This window comes from Stenotrophomonas sp. RG-453 (assembly GCF_033843685.1).
GTDB classification, from domain to species: domain Bacteria; phylum Pseudomonadota; class Gammaproteobacteria; order Xanthomonadales; family Xanthomonadaceae; genus Stenotrophomonas; species Stenotrophomonas bentonitica_A.
Genome location: NZ_JAMYED010000001.1, coordinates 464,565 through 483,608, shown reverse-complemented (window position 1 = coordinate 483,608; position 19,044 = coordinate 464,565). Strand labels below are relative to the sequence as shown.

At 67.8% G+C, this 19,044-nt stretch carries 19 protein-coding genes and 1 pseudogene; 4 read left to right on the top strand and 16 right to left on the bottom strand.

The features are described from left to right. Positions 1-8: 8 nt before the first annotated feature. Positions 9-2,456: a ligase-associated DNA damage response DEXH box helicase gene (locus tag NJD74_RS02030; RefSeq protein ID WP_319623559.1), complete on the top strand. Its 2,448-nt coding sequence runs from the start codon at positions 9-11 to the stop codon at positions 2,454-2,456. Next, positions 2,446-3,090 carry a ligase-associated DNA damage response endonuclease PdeM gene (gene pdeM / locus NJD74_RS02025; protein ID WP_319623558.1) on the top strand — a complete coding sequence of 215 codons (645 nt, stop codon included), beginning with the start codon at positions 2,446-2,448 and terminating at the stop codon, positions 3,088-3,090. Before NJD74_RS02030 ends, pdeM begins: the two co-directional genes overlap by 11 nt. A 44-nt stretch (positions 3,091-3,134) precedes the next feature. On the opposite strand, the gene NJD74_RS02020 is transcribed toward pdeM, so the two are convergent. The 8 genes from NJD74_RS02020 to NJD74_RS01985 all read right to left on the bottom strand — a co-directional run bounded on the left by NJD74_RS02020 (position 3,135) and on the right by NJD74_RS01985 (position 8,892). Then, positions 3,135-3,404 carry a hypothetical protein gene (locus NJD74_RS02020; protein ID WP_019183437.1) on the bottom strand — a complete coding sequence of 90 codons (270 nt, stop codon included), beginning with the start codon at positions 3,402-3,404 and terminating at the stop codon, positions 3,135-3,137. A gap of 256 nt (positions 3,405-3,660) precedes the next feature. Next, entirely contained in the window at positions 3,661-4,917 is a 1,257-nt protein-coding gene (locus NJD74_RS02015; RefSeq protein ID WP_319623557.1) for an NAD(P)/FAD-dependent oxidoreductase, read from the bottom strand. Positions 4,918-4,980: 63 nt separating this feature from the next. Beyond that, positions 4,981-5,187, bottom strand: coding sequence for a cold-shock protein (locus NJD74_RS02010; protein WP_019183439.1), 207 nt, complete (start codon positions 5,185-5,187; stop codon positions 4,981-4,983). A gap of 88 nt (positions 5,188-5,275) precedes the next feature. Then, positions 5,276-6,022 (bottom strand): S-methyl-5'-thioinosine phosphorylase, encoded by a 747-nt coding sequence (locus NJD74_RS02005; RefSeq protein WP_070425660.1) that lies wholly within the window; start codon positions 6,020-6,022, stop codon positions 5,276-5,278. Beyond that, the gene (locus NJD74_RS02000; RefSeq protein ID WP_019183441.1) at positions 6,022-6,576 is read right to left on the bottom strand and encodes a hypoxanthine-guanine phosphoribosyltransferase; all 555 of its coding nucleotides are present in this window, start codon (positions 6,574-6,576) and stop codon (positions 6,022-6,024) included. The genes NJD74_RS02005 and NJD74_RS02000 overlap by 1 nt, the downstream gene beginning before the upstream one ends. After that, entirely contained in the window at positions 6,576-7,583 is a 1,008-nt protein-coding gene (nagZ, locus tag NJD74_RS01995; RefSeq protein WP_319623556.1) for a beta-N-acetylhexosaminidase, read from the bottom strand. The genes NJD74_RS02000 and nagZ overlap by 1 nt, the downstream gene beginning before the upstream one ends. Before the next feature lie 67 nt (positions 7,584-7,650). Next, positions 7,651-8,343, bottom strand: a complete 693-nt coding sequence (locus NJD74_RS01990; protein ID WP_319623555.1) for a DsbA family oxidoreductase — start codon at positions 8,341-8,343, stop codon at positions 7,651-7,653. A 45-nt stretch (positions 8,344-8,388) separates the two neighbouring features. Next, positions 8,389-8,892: a CYTH domain-containing protein gene (locus tag NJD74_RS01985; RefSeq protein ID WP_026069817.1), complete on the bottom strand. Its 504-nt coding sequence runs from the start codon at positions 8,890-8,892 to the stop codon at positions 8,389-8,391. 79 nt (positions 8,893-8,971) lie between these two features. Here NJD74_RS01985 and NJD74_RS01980 point away from each other — a divergent pair, with 79 nt between their 5' ends. Beyond that, positions 8,972-9,583: a hypothetical protein gene (locus NJD74_RS01980; RefSeq protein ID WP_319623554.1), complete on the top strand. Its 612-nt coding sequence runs from the start codon at positions 8,972-8,974 to the stop codon at positions 9,581-9,583. Here NJD74_RS01980 and rlmD read toward each other — a convergent pair whose 3' ends face one another. Continuing rightward, positions 9,584-10,918, bottom strand: coding sequence for a 23S rRNA (uracil(1939)-C(5))-methyltransferase RlmD (gene rlmD, locus NJD74_RS01975; protein ID WP_070425663.1), 1,335 nt, complete (start codon positions 10,916-10,918; stop codon positions 9,584-9,586). It lies immediately after the preceding gene. Between the two features lie 137 nt (positions 10,919-11,055). On the opposite strand from rlmD, the pseudogene NJD74_RS01970 reads away from it, so the two are divergent. Next, positions 11,056-11,810: pseudogene (locus NJD74_RS01970) on the top strand (response regulator). Positions 11,811-11,879: 69 nt separating this feature from the next. On the opposite strand, the gene recO reads toward NJD74_RS01970, so the two are convergent. From recO to NJD74_RS01935, 7 genes are all read right to left on the bottom strand, one after another. Next, the gene (gene recO, locus NJD74_RS01965; RefSeq protein WP_319623553.1) at positions 11,880-12,605 is read right to left on the bottom strand and encodes a DNA repair protein RecO; all 726 of its coding nucleotides are present in this window, start codon (positions 12,603-12,605) and stop codon (positions 11,880-11,882) included. A gap of 31 nt (positions 12,606-12,636) precedes the next feature. After that, entirely contained in the window at positions 12,637-13,533 is an 897-nt protein-coding gene (gene era / locus NJD74_RS01960) for a GTPase Era (protein WP_019183449.1), read from the bottom strand. Further along, a complete protein-coding gene (rnc, locus tag NJD74_RS01955; protein WP_319623552.1) occupies positions 13,530-14,210 on the bottom strand; it encodes a ribonuclease III in 681 nt (226 codons plus the stop codon). Before rnc ends, era begins: the two co-directional genes overlap by 4 nt. Beyond that, complete coding sequence (locus NJD74_RS01950) at positions 14,200-14,583, bottom strand: DUF4845 domain-containing protein (protein ID WP_046273302.1); 384 nt, start codon at positions 14,581-14,583, stop codon at positions 14,200-14,202. The genes rnc and NJD74_RS01950 overlap by 11 nt, the downstream gene beginning before the upstream one ends. 32 nt (positions 14,584-14,615) lie before the next feature. Continuing rightward, complete coding sequence (gene lepB, locus NJD74_RS01945) at positions 14,616-15,410, bottom strand: signal peptidase I (RefSeq protein ID WP_019183452.1); 795 nt, start codon at positions 15,408-15,410, stop codon at positions 14,616-14,618. A gap of 100 nt (positions 15,411-15,510) precedes the next feature. After that, the gene (gene lepA / locus NJD74_RS01940) at positions 15,511-17,301 is read right to left on the bottom strand and encodes a translation elongation factor 4 (RefSeq protein WP_019183453.1); all 1,791 of its coding nucleotides are present in this window, start codon (positions 17,299-17,301) and stop codon (positions 15,511-15,513) included. Between the two features lie 167 nt (positions 17,302-17,468). Next, the gene (locus NJD74_RS01935) at positions 17,469-18,995 is read right to left on the bottom strand and encodes a DegQ family serine endoprotease (protein ID WP_319623551.1); all 1,527 of its coding nucleotides are present in this window, start codon (positions 18,993-18,995) and stop codon (positions 17,469-17,471) included. Between the last annotated feature and the right edge of the window lie 49 nt (positions 18,996-19,044).

Sequence of the window (19,044 nt, the reverse complement as noted above, 5' to 3'; positions counted from 1 at the left end):
GGGAGGCCATGGCCCGCCTGACAGCGTGGTTCGCCAGCCGGGGCTGGGCGCCGCTGCCGTTCCAGAAAGCGATGTGGAAGCATTACCTGGCGGGCGACTCGGGCCTGCTGCACACACCCACCGGTAGCGGCAAGACGCTGGCGATGTTCGGCGGGCCGCTGCTGCAGGCGCTGCACGATCCTCCACCACGCACCACGCGTGGCCGTGCCAAGACACCGGTGCCGGTCCTGCAGGTGCTGTGGATCACCCCGCTGCGCGCGCTGGCCGCCGATACCGCGCGCGCGCTGCGAGAGCCTTTGGACGCCCTCGGGCTGGACTGGCAGGTCGGCCTGCGCACCGGCGATGCCAGCGCGCGCGACAAGCGACTGGCGCGCGAGGGTCGGCTGGATGTGCTGGTGACCACGCCCGAATCACTGGCCCTGCTGCTCAGCTACCCCGACACGATGGCCCGCCTGCAGCACCTGCGCTGCGTGGTCGTGGATGAGTGGCATGAACTGCTGGGCAACAAGCGGGGCGTACTGCTGCAGTTGAATCTGCGCCGCCTGCGCGACGCCCTGCCCGCCCTGCAGGTATGGGGGCTGTCGGCCACGCTGGGCAATCTGGAGGAGGCGCGCGAGGTGCTCTTGCCCGACGTGCCCGACGCGCCGCTGGTGGCCGGCGCACGCCCCCGTCCGGTCAGCGTGGAGACACTGCTGCCCGCGCAGGGCGAGCGTTTTCCCTGGGCCGGCCACCTGGGCTTGTCGCAGCTGCAGCGCGTGCTGGAGAAGCTGCTCACGGTGCGCACCAGCCTGTTGTTCACCAACACCCGCGCCCATGCCGAACTCTGGCACCAGGCACTGGCGGCAGTGTGGCCGGAAGACCCGGATACCCTCGCACTGCATCATGGCTCACTGGACCCGGCGTTGCGCCGCGCCGCCGAGCAGGGCCTGCGCGAAGGTCGCCTGCGCTGCGTGGTCGCCACCTCCAGCCTGGATCTCGGCGTCGATTTCCCCAGTGTCGACCAGGTGCTGCAGATCGGCAGCCCCAAGGGCATCGCGCGGCTGCTGCAGCGTGCCGGGCGCGCCAGGCATCGCCCCGGCGAATCCGGGCACATCGTGTGCGTGCCCTCGCACGCGCTGGAGCTGGTGGAGTATGCCGCCGCGCGTCGCGCGCTGGCCCAGGGGCACATCGAAGCCCGCCGGCCGCTGCGATTGTCGCTGGATGTGTTGGCGCAGCACGCGGTGAGCTGCGCGTTGGGCGGCGGCTTCGATCCGGACGCGCTGCTGGAGCAGGTGCGGCGCACGCACGCGTTCGCCGGGCTGGACAGCACGCACTGGGAGGGCGTGCTCGAGTTCATCGTGCAGGGCGGCCGCGCGCTGTCGCAGTACCCGGACTTCCACAAGGTGGTGCGCGATGACGATGGCATCTACCGCGTGCACGACCGTCGCGTCGCGCTGCGGCACCGGCTGTCGATCGGCACCATCACCAGCGATGGCAGTGTCATGGTGCAGTTCCTGCGCGGCGGCCGGCTGGGTGCGGTGGAGGAGCAGTTCCTCAGCCGGCTGCGCCCCGGTGATCGCTTCCAGTTCGCCGGTCGCCTGCTGGAACTGGTGCGGCTGGAGAACCTGACCGCGTATGTGCGCCTGGCCCGGGGCGGCGATGGCGTGGTGCCGCGCTGGCAGGGCGGCCGGCTGCCACTGTCCGACGCGCTGGGCCATGAAATGGAAACGGTGCTGGCCCGCCCTGCCGACAGCCCGGAGATGCGCTGGCTGGCGCCGCTGCTCGCGCTGCAGACGCGCCTGTCCGCCCTCCCCGGTCCGGAGCTGCTGCTGGTGGAGCACGTGCGGCGTCGCGATGGCCAGTTCGTGTTCGTGTATCCCTTCGCCGGTCGCCAGGTCAATGAAGGGCTGGCCGCGCTGATGGCATTGCGCTGGACGCGGCAGCACAGCAATACCTTCGGCTACGCTGCCAACGACTATGGCTTCGTGCTCGCACCGGCACGCCCGGTCGAACTCGATGCAGCGCGCGTGCGCACCCTGCTGGCACCGGAGGGACTGCTCACCGATCTGCGCGAGAGCCTCAACCTGGGCGAACTGGCGCGGCGCCAGTTCCGCGATATCGCGCGGGTGTCAGGCATGCTCGTACCGGCACTGCCCGGCCGCACACCGCGCAGCCTGCGCCAGCTGCAGGCCTCCAGCGGGCTGCTGTACGACGTGCTGCGACAGCACGATCCGGATCACATCCTGCTGACGTTGGCCGAACACGAAGTGCTGCAGGATCAACTCGATCTGGGAAGCCTGGCCCGCGCTCTGTCGAGCTGCCAGGCCCGCACGCTGAGCGTGCAGCATCCGACCAGCCTGGGACCGTTGTCTTTCCCGCTCTGGGCAGAACGCTTGCGCGGCCAGCTCAGCAACGAAGACTGGAAGACCCGCGTCCTGCGCGCCGCGCAGCAACTGGAGAAGCGCCATGGCGCCTGAACTGCCGATCACGCTCGCCGGCGAAAGCGTCCATCTGCTCGGTGCGCGTGCGCTGTACTGGCCGGCGCGCGATGCACTGTTGATCGCCGATCTTCACCTGGGCAAAGCCGATCTGTTCCGGCGTTCGGGCATCGGACTGCCCAGTGGCGGCACCTCCGATGACCTGCAGCGTCTGGGCACCGTGGTACAGCAGCGCGCCATCCGCCATCTGTGGATACTCGGCGATGTACTGCATGGCGCTGCGCACCGCGCCGCGTGGTACCGCCAGTGGCAGGGATGGCGCGAGCAGCATCCACAGCTGTGGATCGGTGCACTGGAAGGCAATCATGACCGTGTGCTGCCCAAGGCCGACCTGGGCATCGAACTGCTGGGCGAGCGTATCCAGGAAGGACCGTTCCTGCTGCGTCATGCACCGCAGCCGCAGCCAGGGCTGCATGTGCTGTGTGGTCACCTGCATCCGCTGGCCCGCTTGCCGGGCATGCAGCGGCGTTGGCCAGCGTTCTGGATGCGCGAGGGAATGACGATACTGCCGGCGTTCTCGGGCTTCACTGCCGGCATCGCACCGGTACTGGCCTCGGGCGAAAGGCTGGTGGCCTGCGTCGAGGACCAGGCCATCGCGTTGCCGGCGCGCTGATCCGGACAGCGCGCGACGTCGGTGACGCAGTTACCTTGCCTGCATCAGGCAGCGGAGGCCAACAGGCTGGGCATCAACCGGATATCCGGTGCATTCGGATTGGGCCGCACCGGTTGCCGCTGGATCGCGGTCAACATCTCATGGGCAGCGCTGCGGATGCGCGGGTGGTGTTCCGGCGCAGCGTGCGTGATGAGGCTGGTGACATGGAACTCAAACACGTCTTCCATCACGTCCGGCTGATCCTCATGCAGCATCTGCAGCAGTCCGCGCAGTTTGCGGATTTCACTTTCCAGAGTTTCGGCCGAGAACAGCATTTCAATCTCCTTGGGTTGCGATCGGTCCACCGGACCGTAGGTCGCAAACGCAGCCCCACCCTACCACCCCGCAGTCGCGGGGCTCCAAGCGATCAGGCATCGGACAGCGCGTCCGTGGAAGCAGCAGGTCGCGCATGGATGAACCACATGCACGCTGCGTTTGCCTGAGTGTTGTCCCACGTGGGCGGTGAGTCCACCGTCAATGGATGTTATTCACGCCTTCACATCCGCTGCGATGCACTGCTACGCGGGGCTATCAGCAGATGCTGTCGCGCTCGCGCGTGTCCTGCAGCCCGTGCATCGCCTGCATGAACGCGGGCGACAACGGCAGTCTGCCGAGCCAGCCGCGCTGCGTTCCACTGAGGACGCGGAGCATGTGTCCACGCCCGCCCGGGATGCGGCCCATCGGCTGGAACAGCACATCGCGGGCGCGCGCCAGGCCATCCCGTTCGGACTGGAACAACGGCGTCAGCCAGCGGCTCCAGTACTGGTAGATCGCTACATGCGCGCGGCGCTGTGCCTGGTAGGCCTGCAGCGCATTGTCGCGATCAGCGTGCGCGCGCAGTGCATCGCGCAACGCCAGTGCGTCCATCAGCGCCATGTTCACGCCCTGCCCCAGCTGGGGGCTCATCGCGTGGGCGGCGTCCCCCACCAGCACCAGCCGCTCGCGGTGCCAGCGCGCGAGCACCGCGTCGCGATACCCGGCGCGAGCCAACTGTGTGGGTTCACACACGCCCGCCAACCGCGCGTGCGCCTGCGGCCACAATGTGGCGATCTCATCCAGCCAGCGCGCCATGCCGTCACGCTCCCACTGGGCGAACCGGTCGCGTGGCAGGCTCCAGAAGAAGCTCAACTGCGGCTCATCGTTGCCGGGTCGCGTGCCCACCGGCAGCAGCCCGATCATCTTGCGCGCCGCCACATAGCGTTGGCGCAGCTCATCGATGTGCGGCCAATCGCCGCGCGGCAGCAGGCACCACCGCGCGCCCCACGGGTATTCGCGGTCAAGCGATGTGCCCTGCACCTGCGCACGCAGCGACGAGGCCGCGCCATCGGCGGCGATCACCAGATCATAGGGGCCATGCCAGCGCCCCTGTGCGTCACGCACGCGCCCCTGCGCGGTGTTCACCTCGACGATGGACGTAGCGGGCTGCAGATTGCCCGGCTGCTCCCACGCAGCGGCCAGCAGCGAGAACAGCGCACCGCGCTGCATGCCCACGCCGTGCAGCGCTGGATTCAAGTCGGCATAGCGCATGTCCATCACCGTGCGCCCGCACGGGGTTTGGCCGTGCAAGCGGCGCACGGGGGCACCGTGCTGCATCACCGCGGGCAGCAGCCCCATCTGCCAGAGCACCTCCAGCCCGGTCGGCTGGAGCAGGAAGCCGGCCCCGACCGGACCGGGCCGCGCCGCGCGCTCGAACACGTGCACCTGGTGATGGTCACGTGAAAGCAGGATCGACAGGGCCTGGCCAGCGGTGCCGTAACCGACGATGGCGATGGTGCGACGAGGGGTCATGGGGGACTCACTGATGAAAAAAAACCCCGCCGAAGCGGGGTTTTCAATGCGCAGCCGAGAAAATCACTCAGCCGGCACGATGTTCGAGGCTTGGGCGCCCTTCGGGCCCTGGGTCACGTCATAGGTGACCTTCTGGCCTTCCTGCAGACTGCGGAAGCCCTTGGAGTTGATCGCGGAGAAGTGCGCGAAGACGTCGGCGCTGCCGTCCTCCGGCGAGATAAAGCCAAATCCCTTGGCGTCGTTGAACCACTTGACGGTACCGTTCGGCATGGTAATGCGAGACCTTCTTCTATGAATGGGTGGTGTACGCTCAACCAGCGCACTGGCGGAGTATGCAAACCTTGTACGGTAATGACAATCACCCCCGTGCCAATTCACCGATCAATTCGGGCAGGCCGGAGGAGGCGGCGTCCACATTGGCCAGCACTTCGGCCATCGTGATTTCATCGCCATCGCCACAGCCGGCGGCCCAGTTGGCCACGATCGCCAGGCAGGCGTAGTCCAGGCCGAGCTCGCGGGCCAGGCTGGCTTCGGGCATGCCGGTCATGCCGACCAGATCGCAGCCATCGCGGCGCATGCGCGCGATTTCCGCATTGGTTTCCAGCCGCGGGCCCTGGGTCGCGCCGTAGCAGCCACCGTCCTGCAGGCGCACGCCGGTCACTTTCGCCGCGGCCAGCACCTTGCTGCGCAGCATCGGCGTGTACGGGTGGCCGAAGTCCACGTGCAGCACGTCGGTGCCCGGCTCTTCGCACAGGGTGGAGATGCGGCCCCAGGTGTAATCGATCAGCTGGTCCGGGCAGGCCAGCACGCGCGGGCCGAACAGTTCGGTGATGCCGCCGACCGTGTTGAGCGCGAGCACACGCTGCGCGCCAATCTGCTGCAGCGCGGCCAGGTTGGCGCGGTAATTGATCTTGTGCGGCGGCAGCGAGTGGCCTTCACCATGGCGGGCCAGGAAGGCCACGCGCTGACCCAGCAGCGTGCCGACGCGGATCGGGCCGGACGGCGTGCCGTAGCGCGTCTGGACCTGGTGGCTGCTCACATCGTCGAGCTGGGCCAGCTTGTAGACGCCGGTGCCGCCGATGACGGCAAGGGAAATGTGTTCCATCATTCCTTCATCGCGTAGATGGCCGGCACGCAGCGCAGCGTTTCGTTGACGTCCATGCCGAAACCGAACACATAGCGGTCCGGCAGGTCGATGCCGGCGTAGTCGGCCTTGACGTCCGGCAGCGCGCGGTCGTGCAGCTTGACCGTCAGCGCGGCGATGCGCACGTCGGTGGCGCCCTGCTCCAGGCACCAGGTGCGCACGCCCTGCAGCGTGTAGCCCTCGTCGAGGATGTCATCGACCAGCAGCACGCGGCGGCCGAACAGCGCGGTGGCCGGCTTGTGCTTCCAGACCAGGTCGCCGCCGGTGGTTTCACCGCGGTAGCGGGTGGCGTGCAGGTAATCGAACTGCACGTCCTGGCCGCGTGCGCCCAGTTCCAGTGCGAGCTGGCCGGCGAACGGCAGCGCGCCGTGCATGATCGACAGGAACAGCGGGACCTCGCCCTTGTAGTCGCGCGCGATGGCGTCGGCGATGCCAGCGATGGCCTTGTCGATGGTGGGACGGTCGACCAGCAGGTCGGCCTGGGCCAGGGCCTGGGAAATGGTGAGGTTGGGCATCAGACGGTTCTTCCAAGGGTGTCAAGCAAACGGGATTGGGTGGTGCCGTGGCGGGAATCGGCCAGCAGGCCGTCCCAGCCCAGCGCGCCGCGGCCGATCAGGCCGAGCAGCGCAGCGGTGTTGAGGGTGCGACCTTCGACGGCGCGCAGCGATTCTTCCACCAGTTCGGGGTGGCAGACCAGCACCACGTCGCAACCGGCGTCCAGGTGTGCATCCACGCGCGCCTTCACGCCACCGGCGGCGAATGAAGCGGCCATGCCGATGTCGTCGGAGAAGACCACGCCGCGGAAGCCCATCTGTTCGCGCAGGATCTGCTGGATCCAGCGTGGCGAGTAGCCGGCCGGCTCCGGCGCGACCTGCGGGTAGACCACGTGGGCCATCATCACCGCATCGGCGCCGGCGGCGATGCCGGCCGCGAACGGGATCAGGTCCAGCGCGCGCAGTTCATCGAGCGAGCGCGGGTCGCTGGCGTCGTGGAAATGGGTGTCTTCCAGCACGGTGCCGTGCCCGGGGAAATGCTTGAGCGTGGCGGCCATGCCAACGCTGTGCATGCCGCGCACATAGGCGGCAGTGAACGCTGCGACCACCTGCGGGTCCGCGCTGAAGGCGCGATTGCCGATCGCCAGGTTGCCACGGCCCAGATCGACGACGGGGGCGAAGCTGAGGTCCACGTCACTGGCGCGCACTTCACTGGCCATCAGCCAAGCGTGCTGCTCGGCCAGGGCCAGCGCGGCCTCGCGATCGGAGGCATACAGCGCATCGAAGCCCTGCAGCGGCGGCAGCGCGCTGTACCCCTCGCGGAAGCGTTGCACGCGGCCGCCTTCCTGGTCCACGCAGATCAGCTGCGGGCGCGGCGCGGCGGCGCGGATGGCCGCCGAGAGCTCGGCGATCTGCTCGCGCGAGGCGAAGTTGCGCTTGAACAGGATGACGCCGGCCACGGCGTCGTGCTGCAGCCACTCGCGTTCCTGGGCGGTGAGTTCGGTCCCGGCAACGCCGATCACGAGCATGGGGTGTCTCCAATACGGGGCGCCACCATGGCGCACTGCCGCATTGTCGCAGAACCCGCGCGCAGCGTCAGACCTCGCAACCGTCCGGGCCGCAGCCATCGCCGTGCCCCGCAGGGCCTGCAGGCGTGCGTTCGGCCGCGATCTGGCGCAGGGCCTGGGCGAACGCCTCCGGTGGCTGGGCCCCCTGGATGGCGTATTTATCGTCGATCACGAAGGTGGGCACGGACTGAATGCCGAAGCGCTGCGCCTGCGCCAGCTGCGCCTGGATCTCCTCCAGCCCCTCCTCTCCTTCCAGCAGCGCGGTGATGCGCTCGGCCTGGAGCCGGCCGGCGGCGCCGGCGGCGATCAGGGTCTGGGGGTCGGCCAGGTTGCGGCCCTCCACGAAATGCGCGCGGAACAGTGCCTCGCCGACCTCGGCCTGGACGCCTTCACGCCCGGCCAGCCACATCAGCCGGTGCGCCGGCAGCGTGGTCACCCGGACCTGGCCCTGGTTGAAATCCATCGGCAGGCCCTCGGCGCACGCCGCGGCCTGGGTCTGGGTCAGGATCTGTTCAGTGCGCTCGGCACTGCCGAACTTGGCCGCGTACGCCTGGCGCAGCGGTACCGGGGCCGTGCCGGCGTCGGGATCGAGCAGGAACGGGTGCCAATGCACCTCCACCTCGGGCGCGTCAGCGCCGAGCAACGCCAGTCCCTGCTGGAACCGGTGCTTGCCGATCCAGCACCAGGGGCACACCACATCCGACCAGATATCGATTTTCATCTGGCCAGATTGTGGGCGGAAAGACCGCTTCACAAGGGCCGCGGATCAGCCGCGTTCAGCGCTGGACCAGCGTGAAAAGGGGTGCGCTGCCAAGGCCAGGTTGTAATAGCGCACCTGGTCGGTGACTTCCTCGCCTGCCCACTCGGGCAGCGTGACCGTCTGCTCGGCGTGCTCGAGCTCCACTTCGGCCACCACCAGCCCGGCGTTCTCGCCGAGGAATTCGTCCACCTCCCAGAGCAGCCCGTCGTGCTCGACCAGGTGCCGGCGCTTGTCGATCAGCCCGCCGACGCACAGCGCCAGCAACGCGCGCGCATCCTCCACCGGGATCGGATAATCGAACTCCTGCCGGGTGTGCCCGATCTCGCGCGACTTCATGTTGAGGAAGGCCTGCGCGCCCTGGATGCGCACGCGCACCGATGCCTTCTGCGCGCCGCTCTCCAGCGAGGCGGCGTCGTTGAGATAGCCCTGTGCCATCGGGATCACCGCGTGCGCAGCGGTGCGCCAGCCCTCACCGGTGACGAGGTATTTGCGTTCGATTTCAATGCCCATGCGCACAGTATGCGGCGATCGCGGCACCGCGGCCACGGCGCGCTTCTATACTGCCCGGCTGCCTTGCAAGGACGCCCCGATGAAACCGCTCTTCCCCGCCCTGCTGCTGACCGTGCTGCCGTTGGGCGCGCTCGCCGCCTCGCCGCCCACGCCTGCACAGATCGAGGCGGCGGTGATGGCCATGGTCGAGGCGGAAAAGACGCCGGCCGCCTCTACCCAGGATCTGCTGCTGCAGTCGATGTTCACCCCTCGCCGGTTCGAACATGGCCCGTGCTGGACAAGCACCACGCTCGCCGGTGCATACGACTGCCTGGTCGGCATGGAGATCGGCCTCAAGAACCGCTACCGCATGCTGCGCTTCGTTCCGCAGGGCATGGGCTGGGCGATGCAGCGCGCCGATGTCGACGCGCCGGTGCCCCCGCGCGAACGTGTCCGCGAGCTGCTCAATGCGCAGCTTGATCGCCGTGCTGCGTCCATCGACGATGCCGCCACCCGCGAGGAACTGCGCGCGTTCCAGCAACGCCTGCAGATCTTCGCGATCGACGACTGCGAACTGCGCAGCACCGAGGCGCCGGAGATCCGCTGCAATGTCACCGCCGGGGATGCGACCGAGCGCGGCACCGAACCGCAGACCTATGTGTTCGACGCACACGGCCAGTGGCAGAACGCCGCGCCCGGGGACGGGCGCTGATCAGCGCTTTTCGAACACCGCGATGCTTTCCACGTGCGCGGTGTGCGGGAACATGTCCATCGCGCCGGCCGAGACCAGGGTGAAGCCCTGCTCGTTGACCAGGTAGCCGGCATCGCGCGCCAGCGAGCCCGGATGGCAGCTCACGTAGACGATGCGCTTGAACTGCTTCAGCGGCAGCTGCTGCAGCACTTCGATGGCGCCCGAGCGCGGCGGATCCAGCAGCAGCTTGTCAAAGCCCTGGCGCATCCACGAGGCCTGGCGCTGGTCCTGGGTCAGATCGGCGGCATGGAACTCGGCATTCTCCAGCCCGTTGCGCACCGCGTTCTCACGCGCACGCGCCACCAGGCCGGCATCACCCTCCACGCCGACCACGTTGCGCACGGTGCGCGCCAGCGGCAGGGTGAAATTGCCCAGCCCGCAGAACAGATCGAGCACGCGCTCGTCCGGACCGGCATCGAGCAGGGCCAGCGCGTGCGCGATCATCTGCACGTTGAGCTTGGCATTGACCTGGATGAAATCCAGCGGGCGGAACGCCAGCTCGACATCCCACGGCGCCAGCTTGAACGACAACGGCACCTCGGCCGGCCACAGCGGCTGCACCGACTCCACGCCACCGGGCTGCAGCGAGATCGCAAAACCGTGTGCCTGGCCGAAGGCGATCCACGCGGCACGGTCGGCATCGCTGAGCGGCTGCATGTGGCGGATGGTCAGCATGATCGCGTCATCGCCGGCGATGAATTCGATCTGGGGAATGTCGCGTTTGCCGTCCAGGGTCTCGATGAACTCGGAGAGCACGCCGACCTTCATTCCGATTTCCGGAATGACGGTCAGGCACTGGCTCAGGTCCGCGACGAAACGCGGGTCCAGCTCGCGGAAGCCGACCAGGGTCTTGTCCTTCTTCTCGACGCGGCGCACCGAGAAGCGGCCTTTGCGGCGGTAGCCCCAGCTGTCGCCCACCAGCGGCGGCAGCACCGTGCCCGGCGTGACGTGGCCGATCCGGGTCAGGTTGTCGATCAGCACCCGCTGCTTGGCCACGATCTGCTGCGACTCTTCCAGGTGCTGCAGCACGCAGCCGGCACAGACGCCGAAATGCGGGCAGCGCGGGGTCACCCGCTGCGGCGAGGCCTGTACGACCTCGATGGTCCGGGCTTCATCGAAATGACGATTGCGCGCGGTCGGCTCGGCGGTCACCACCTCACCGGGCAGCGCGCCGGTGATGAAGGTGACCTTGCCACCCTCGCCGTCGCGGCGGGCAACGCCACGGCCGTCATGGCTGAGGTCGAGGATGTCGGTCTGGAAGGGAGTACGGTCGAGGCGGGAGCGGGTTCGGGCCACGTGGCAACAGGCTGCGGGCAAAAAGGGTGCGTATTGTCGCAGATACCAACTGCCAACTGACTTGCCGCCCGCTGAAACCGCTTGCAGGCGGGGACTTCGCGTTTAATATGGGCGCAGCTGACATGGAGGCAGCCCCAATGCAGATGACCCCGAGGGATCCCATGCCCCGATTCCTGCTCGTCGAGGACGACACCATCAGCCGCGGCTTCTTCAAGGCCGCGCTGGAAACCCTGCCGGCGCAGGTGGATACCGCCGATTCCCTGGCCACGGCCATGGACCGCGCCCGTGGCAACCAACATGATCTGTGGCTGATCGACGTCAACCTGCCCGACGGTAACGGCACGCAACTGCTGCAGGAGCTGCGCCGCTCGCGGCCGGACACGCCGGCATTGGCACATACCGCCGATGGCGACACCTCGATCCATTCGCGGCTGCGCGATGCCGGCTTTAGTGAAACCCTGGTCAAACCGCTGAGCCGTGAGCACCTGCTCAAGGCCGTCCGCCGCGCGTTGGTGCATACCGCTGGCAGCCTGTCCACCCCGGTGCTTGCCGACGCCGAGGACGCGGAGGGCGAGCGCCAGGACTGGGACGAAACCACGGCCCTGGCCGCGCTGAACGGGCAGCGCCACCACCTCATCGCGTTGCGCGAGCTGTTCCTGGCCGAGTTGCCCGGGGTTCGCGACGCGGTGGCCCAGGCCCTGCGCGAGGACGATGTGCGGGCCCTGCGCGGCCAGCTGCATCGGCTGCAGGCCAGCTGCATCGGCTGCAGGCCAGCTGCGGATTTGTCGGCGCCGCGCGCCTGGCCCGGGCGGTCCGCCAGCTGCACCAGGCCCCGGACTCCACCGGGGCGCAGAGCCGCTTTCGCGTGGCGGTCGACGCCCTGCTGCAGTGAGCACGGGCGGCAGCGCGTGCAGCGTTTCCGCGTGAGTCCCCCCGCAACGGCGCCGCGGGCCGCCTGCGCTCAGGTGTCCCGTCGCGCCAGGTCCTCCAGCATTTCCCAGGATTTCAGCCCTCGCCCGCCCAGATGGTGCATCAGCACTGCGCGCATCGGCCGGCGCAGGCTGCCCAGATCCTCGGGCCCGGGCAGTTCATCGGCGGCCAGCGCCAGCAACGCACTGCCGGTCGCGGTGCCACGGCGCTGATCCACACCGCGGTCGCTGAGCAGCCGGCGCGGCCCCTCCTGCGGGTCCAGCTCATACCGTGCGGCCGGGTCGACCGGCTCCTCATCGCTGCCGTGCAGCAGATCGAAGCCGAAGCCCAGGGCCTCCAGCAGGTCGCGCTCGAAACGGCGCAGGGTCCAGGCCAGCGGCTCGCCATCGCGCAGCCGTGCGCGGACCTGCGCGTAATGGTCGTAAAGCTCGGGCAGCGGGTCTTGGCGGGGCGCCAGCCGCATCAGCAGTTCGTTGATGTAGAACCCGGCCAGCATCGCCTGGCCGGTCAGGCGTGGCGCAGCGTCCAGGGCCTCGGCCCCGCGCAGCTGGGCCAGCTCGCCCCGCTGCACGGCGGTCAGGCGGATCCACTGCAATGGCTGCAGGGCCGCGCGCAGCGCCTGGCTGCGCGGGCTGGATACGCCTCGGGCAAGCACCCCGATCCGGCCGTACTGCTCGGTCAGCACCTCCACGAGCAGACTGGTTTCCCGCCACGGGCGGGCGTGGAGCACGAACGCCGGCTCATCCTCGATGCGCATGGTTCAACCGCCCGGGGTTGGAGGGGCCGGCTTATTCGTAGCCGAACGCCTTGAGCGCGGCTTCATCGTCGGACCAGCCTTCGCGCACCCGGACCCAGGTTTCCAGGAAGACCTTGGCGCCGAACAGACGTTCCATCTGCAGGCGGGATTTGGCGCCGATCTCCTTCAGGCGGGTGCCGGCCTTGCCGATCACGATCGCCTTCTGGCCTTCGCGCTCGACCCAGATCACCGCACCGATGCGCAGCAGGTTGCCATCTTCGACGAAGCGCTCGATCTCGACCGTGGTCGCATACGGCAGTTCTTCGCCGAGCTGGCGCATCAGCTGCTCGCGCACCAGCTCACCGGCGAGGAAGCGCTGGCTGCGGTCGGTGATCTCGTCCTCGCCGAACATCGGCGGGGCTTCCGGCAACAGCTTCATCAGGTCGCGGACCAGCGATTCCAGGCCATTGCGCTTCTGCGCCGAGATCGGGTGCACCGCGGCGAACGTGCGGCCCTCGGTGACCTGCTGCAGGAACGGCAGCAGGGCGCCCTTGTCCTTGAGCCGGTCGATCTTGTTGACCACCAGCACCACCGGGATCCCCGAGTCGCTGAGCACGTTGAAGGCCAGCGTGTCTTCCTCGTCCCAGCGGCCGGCTTCGATCACCAGCATGCCGGCGTCCACGCCCTCGAGCGAGCCGCGCGCGGCGCGGTTCATCACCCGGTTCATGGCGCGCTTCTGCGCACGGTGCAGGCCGGGGGTGTCGACCAGCACGATCTGCCCTTCCGGGTAGCTGGCAATGCCGAGCAGCCGGTGCCGCGTGGTCTGCGGCCGGTTTGAGACGATACTGACCTTGGCGCCCACCAGGGCGTTGGTCAGGGTGGATTTGCCGACGTTGGGGCGACCGATGACGGCCACGCTGCCGGAACGATGGGGGGTTGCTTCGTTCACTTGGAATCCAGTTGCTCGAGGGCGGCGGCAGCCGCCTGTTGTTCGGCCAGCCGTCGCGAGGCACCTTCGCCTTCGGTGCTGACAGCGGGGTCGGTTACGCCGCAGCGTACCCGGAAGGTCTTGGCGTGATCGTCACCCGATTCTGACACCAGCTCGTACAGGGGCAATGCCTTCTGCCGCGCCTGCAGCCATTCCTGCAGCCGGGTCTTGGGGTCTTTCTCCGGCTTGCCGGTGGCCGGCAGGGCCTGCATCGAAGCAGTGAACCAGGGCAGCACCACGGTCCGGCAGGTGGCGAAGCCGGCATCGAGGTAGATTGCGGCGACGACCGCTTCCAGCGCATCGGCCAGGATGGAGTCGCGGCGATGGCCGCCGGTCTTCATCTCGCCCGGGCCCAGGATCAGGCGCTCGCCCAGGTGCAGCTCGCGCGCGATCACCGCCAGCGCGCCCTCGCGCACCAGTTCGGCACGGGCGCGGGTCAGCGCGCCCTCGTCGGCCTTGGGCCAGCGTTCGTAGAGCGCCTGGGCCACCACCATGTTGACGATGCTGTCGCCGAGGAATTCCAGCCGCTCATTGTTGGGCGTGCCGGCACTGCGATGCGTCAGCGCCTGCTGGAGCAGGCCCGGATCGTTGAAGGGGTGACCGATCAGGTCACCGCGTTGGAAGGTCTTAGTCGGCACCGCGGAGAGTCAGATCCTGGTTGGTGTCAAATTTGCCCACCACGTCGAGATTGCCGATCAGCTCACGGCGCACTTCGTAGTTGACCTTCAAGTTCCAGCCGCCGTCGATGCGGTCGAACTTGATATCGGAGGGCTTGAGATTCTCGGAATAGCTCATGTGGATGCGCTTGAAGAACAGCTCCTGGACCCTGGCCGGCTCCATGTTGGCCACCCCCGGCTCTTTGGCCAGGCTCTTCAGCGCCGTGCGCACGGCGTAATACTCCTGGTACATCGGGAACAGCTTCATCCCGATGTACAGGAAGAAGGCGACCACGATCAGGACCACTAGGAACGAGGTCAAGGTGATGCCGCGCTGCGATGTCATGTTCTTCATTGCGTTCTCCCCAGATACGCGTGTGCCATCAATCAATGGATACCCGTGCCGATCCGCGACGGCTCGAAACCGTCCTTGCAGAACCAGCCCGAGCAGTTCAGCCAGATCAGGAAGGCCTTGCCGCGCAGGTTTTCCTCCGGCAGCAGGCCCCAGAAGCGGCCGTCGTCGCTGTTGTCGCGATTGTCGCCCATCACCAGGTACTTGCCGGCCGGAACGGTCCACTGGCCTTCGCCGCGGGCGTAGTCGGTCTCCAGCACGGTATGGGTGCGGCCCGGCAGGTGCTCGACCAGCAGCGAGCTGCCCTCGCCCTGGCCGTTATGGCCGGCGTACAGGCCTTTGTTGTCGTATTTGACCGGCTCACCGTTGAGGATCAGGCCATTGCCCTGGAACTCGATCTGGTCGCCCGGCACGCCGATCACGCGCTTGATGAAGTTCTCACCCTTGGCCGGATCGTTGTCCGAGTGGCCCGGGAAGTGAAACACCACCACGTCGCCCCGCTTGGGCTCGCCGAACGGGATCACCTTGGCGTTGTTCAACGGCAGGCGCAGGCCGTAGGAGAACTTGTTGACCAGGATGAAATCGCCGATCAGCAGGTTGGGCATCATCGAGCTGGACGGGATCTTGTACGGCTCGGCGATGAAGCTGCGCACCACCAGTACGATCGCCAGCACCGGGAAGAACGCCCGGGCGTAATCGACCACCACCGGCTCGGTGTCCAGCAGGCCGGCGCGCTGGGCGCGGCGCTTGGCGAAGTACAGCTTTTCAGCCAGCAGGATCAGGCCCGAGGCCAACGTCAGTACGACCAGGAGGAACTCAAACAATTTCATGCAGTGTCCTTGGGAACGATTGCAGCGGTGTGGTGTGCCCCTGCGCGTCCGGCGACACCGATCCGGTGCCGCCCGCCGCTGCCGGGAAAGCCATCCGGCCTTACTTGTCCATCTGCAGCACGGCCAGGAAGGCTTCCTGCGGGATTTCCACGCGGCCGACCTGCTTCATGCGCTTCTTGCCTTCCTTCTGTTTCTCGAGCAGCTTCTTCTTGCGCGAAACGTCGCCACCATAGCACTTGGCCAGCACGTTCTTGCGCATCGCCTTGACCGTGGTGCGCGAGATGATCTGCGAGCCGACGGCGGCCTGGATGGCCACGTCGAACATCTGCCGCGGGATCAGTTCCTTCATCTTCTCGCACAGCTCGCGGCCGCGGCGATCGGCATGGCTGCGGTGCACGATCAGCGACAGCGCATCGACCTTGTCGCCGTTGATCAGCACGTCCACGCGGACGAACGGACCGGCATCGAAGCGCACGAAGTGGTAGTCCAGCGAGGCATAGCCACGGCTGACCGACTTGAGCTTGTCGAAGAAGTCCAGCACCACCTCGGCCATCGGCAGTTCGTAGCTGATCTGCACCTGGCTGCCCAGGTAGTTGATGCCAAGCTGGCTGCCGCGCTTTTCTTCGCACAGCTTGATGATGTTGCCGATGTACTCCTCGGGGGTGAGCACGTTGGCGCGGATGATCGGCTCGCGGATCTCATCGACCTGGTTCACCGGCGGCAGCTTGGCCGGGTTGTCCATGTTGATGATGGTGCCGTCGGTCTTGAGCACTTCATAGACCACGGTCGGTGCGGTACTGATCAGGTCCAGGTTGTATTCGCGTTCCAGGCGCTCCTGCACGATTTCCATGTGCAGCATGCCCAGGAAGCCGCAGCGGAAGCCGAAGCCCATCGCCTCGGAGCTTTCCGGCTCGAAGCGCAGCGCGGCATCGTTCAGGCGCAGCTTGTCCAGCGCTTCGCGCAGGTCCGGATAATCCTCGGCATCGACCGGGAACAGGCCGGCGAACACGCGCGGCTGCATTTCCTGGAAGCCCGGCAGCGGCTTGGCGGCCGGGTCGGCGGCCATGGTCAGGGTGTCGCCGACCGGCGCGCCGTGCACGTCCTTGATGCTGGCCGTGACCCAGCCCACTTCACCGGCGCGCAGGGCCGGCAGCACCTTGCGCTTGGGAGTGAACACGCCGACGTTGTCGACCTGGTGGTTGCGGCCGGTGGACATCACCTGCAGCTTGTCGCCCGCCTTGATCTGGCCCTGCATCACGCGCACCAGCGAGACCACGCCCAGGTAGTTGTCGAACCACGAGTCGATGATCAGCGCCTGCAGCTTGTCGGTATCACGCGGCACCGGCGGCGGAATGCGATGCACGATCGCCTCCAGCACGTCCTGCACGTTCAGGCCGGTCTTGGCACTGACCGGCACGGCATCGGTCGCGTCGATGCCGATCACGGCCTCGATCTCGGCCTTGGCGCGCTCGATATCGGCGGTGGGCAGGTCGATCTTGTTGATCACCGGCACCACTTCCAGCCCCTGCTCAACGGCCGTGTAGCAGTTGGCGACGGACTGCGCTTCCACGCCCTGGGCCGCATCGACCACCAGCAGCGCGCCTTCGCAGGCGGCCAGCGAGCGGCTGACTTCATAGGAGAAGTCGACATGCCCGGGGGTGTCGATGAAGTTCAGGTGGTAGGTCTGGCCGTCTTTGGCGACATACGGCAACGAGACCGACTGGGCCTTGATGGTGATGCCACGCTCGCGCTCGATCGGGTTCGAGTCGAGCACCTGCGCCTCCATCTCACGGGCCTGGAGGCCACCGCAAAGCTGGATGATGCGATCGGCCAGCGTGGACTTGCCGTGGTCGACGTGGGCGATGATGGAGAAGTTGCGGATGAACCGCATCGAATCAGAAGACATAGGTGGCGGCGGCGCGTCGCGTCGTCAGGATGACTGCGGATTATCGCATGGCCGGCCCGGTCCCGCGTGGGCCCGGCGGCGATTGTCGCCAACGGCCCCCTGGAAACGACCGGGCCCGCCGAAGCGGGCCCGGAAACACAGGCGGGGCGGGCTTACTGCCCGGCCTTGACCGCCACGAAGGCACTGTTGCCGTTGGCGCGGACCAGCAACATGACCACGTCACCCTTGCTGTAACCGCCCAGCGCCTTGTTCAGCGCGGCCACGGTGCCGACCGGGGTGCGGCCGACCTGCAGCACCACCAGCCCCGGCGACAGGCCTGCATCACGCGCCGACTGGCCGTTGACCCGGGTGATCCGCACGCCCTCGCCGGCCGCCAGGCCCAGCTGCTGGCGCTGCGCGGCGGTCAGATCGGCCACGTCCAGCCCCAGCAGGGCATTGGCGCCGGTCTCCGGCTTGGCCGCTTCCGCGGCCGGACGGGTGGCGCCGCGCTCGGCGTCTTCGGCCAGTTCGGTCAGGGTGGCGGTGATTTCCCGCTCCTTGCCGTCGCGCAGCACGCTCAGGCGGACCTTGCTCCCCGGCGGCAGCGCGCCGATGGCCGGCGGCAGATCACTGAAGGTATTGATCGGGCTGCCATTGACCGAGCGGATCACGTCACCCGGCTCGATACCGGCCTTGAGCGCCGCGCTGCCCGCGACCACTTCGTTGACCAGCGCGCCGCGGCTGTCCGGCAGGCCCAGCCCTTGCGCCTTGAGGCTGTCGATCGGCCCGACGGCCGCGCCCAGCTGGCCCCGGCTGACCCGGCCGGTCTTCTTGATCTGTTCGACCGCGCCCATGGCCAGGTCGATCGGGATCGCGAAGCTGATGCCCATGTAGCCACCGGACGCGGAGAAGATCTGCGAGTTGATACCGACCACTTCGCCGCGGGTATTGAGCAACGGGCCACCGGAGTTGCCCTGGTTGATGGCCACGTCGGTCTGGATGAAGGGCACATAGCGCTGGTCCGGACCGCCGGTGCTGCGCCCCACCGCGCTGACCACGCCGGCGGTCACTGAGTTGTCCAGCCCGAACGGCGAACCGATCGCGACCACCCACTGGCCCGGCTTGAGCGTATTGGAATCGCCCACGCGCACCGTCGGCAGGTTCTTGGCGTCGATCTTGAGCAGGGCGACGTCGTACTGCTGGTCGCTGCCCACCACCTTGGCGGTGAACTCGCGGCGATCGCCGAGCTTGACCTTCACTTCACTGGCATCGGCAACGACGTGGTGATTGGTCAGCACGTAGCCATCGGCGGAGATGATGAAGCCCGAGCCCATGCCGCGGCCGCGGATGCTCGGCGTGCCGTCATCGGGGCCGTCGGCGCCCTGCCCCGGCATCTGGAAGTCCGGACCGAAGAAGCGGCGGAAGAATTCGGGCATGTCCTGGTCCGCCGGACCGGCCATGCGCGCCTGGCGGTTGCTGCGCACGATGGTGGTCTCGACATTGACCACGCCCGGACCGACCTGTTCGACCAGGTTGGTGAAGTCAGGCAGACCGCTGACCAGCTGCGGCGCCGGCGCCCGCGGAGCGGCGGCCGCCGCCGGGGCGGCAGCGGTGGCCGGCGACGGCGACTGGGCGCAGGCCACCAGTGGGAGCGTCATGGCGATCAGCGCCAGGGCGTGGGTACGGATACGGGCGGTCATCAGACACGAGCCTCCGGGTCAGGAAAAAAAGGGGGGGGGGGGAACGCTC

Coding starts and splice junctions, on each gene's coding strand:
- NJD74_RS02030 (WP_319623559.1), top strand. CDS start 9: ATGGCCCGCCTGACAGCGTGGTTCGCCAGCCGGGGCTGGGCGCCGCTG.
- pdeM (WP_319623558.1), top strand. CDS start 2,446: ATGGCGCCTGAACTGCCGATCACGCTCGCCGGCGAAAGCGTCCATCTG.
- NJD74_RS02020 (WP_019183437.1), bottom strand. CDS start 3,404: ATGCTGTTCTCGGCCGAAACTCTGGAAAGTGAAATCCGCAAACTGCGC.
- NJD74_RS02015 (WP_319623557.1), bottom strand. CDS start 4,917: ATGACCCCTCGTCGCACCATCGCCATCGTCGGTTACGGCACCGCTGGC.
- NJD74_RS02010 (WP_019183439.1), bottom strand. CDS start 5,187: ATGCCGAACGGTACCGTCAAGTGGTTCAACGACGCCAAGGGATTTGGC.
- NJD74_RS02005 (WP_070425660.1), bottom strand. CDS start 6,022: ATGGAACACATTTCCCTTGCCGTCATCGGCGGCACCGGCGTCTACAAG.
- NJD74_RS02000 (WP_019183441.1), bottom strand. CDS start 6,576: ATGCCCAACCTCACCATTTCCCAGGCCCTGGCCCAGGCCGACCTGCTG.
- nagZ (WP_319623556.1), bottom strand. CDS start 7,583: ATGCTCGTGATCGGCGTTGCCGGGACCGAACTCACCGCCCAGGAACGC.
- NJD74_RS01990 (WP_319623555.1), bottom strand. CDS start 8,343: ATGAAAATCGATATCTGGTCGGATGTGGTGTGCCCCTGGTGCTGGATC.
- NJD74_RS01985 (WP_026069817.1), bottom strand. CDS start 8,892: ATGGGCATTGAAATCGAACGCAAATACCTCGTCACCGGTGAGGGCTGG.
- NJD74_RS01980 (WP_319623554.1), top strand. CDS start 8,972: ATGAAACCGCTCTTCCCCGCCCTGCTGCTGACCGTGCTGCCGTTGGGC.
- recO (WP_319623553.1), bottom strand. CDS start 12,605: ATGCGCATCGAGGATGAGCCGGCGTTCGTGCTCCACGCCCGCCCGTGG.
- NJD74_RS01950 (WP_046273302.1), bottom strand. CDS start 14,583: ATGAAGAACATGACATCGCAGCGCGGCATCACCTTGACCTCGTTCCTA.
- lepB (WP_019183452.1), bottom strand. CDS start 15,410: ATGAAATTGTTTGAGTTCCTCCTGGTCGTACTGACGTTGGCCTCGGGC.
- lepA (WP_019183453.1), bottom strand. CDS start 17,301: ATGCGGTTCATCCGCAACTTCTCCATCATCGCCCACGTCGACCACGGC.
- NJD74_RS01935 (WP_319623551.1), bottom strand. CDS start 18,995: ATGACCGCCCGTATCCGTACCCACGCCCTGGCGCTGATCGCCATGACG.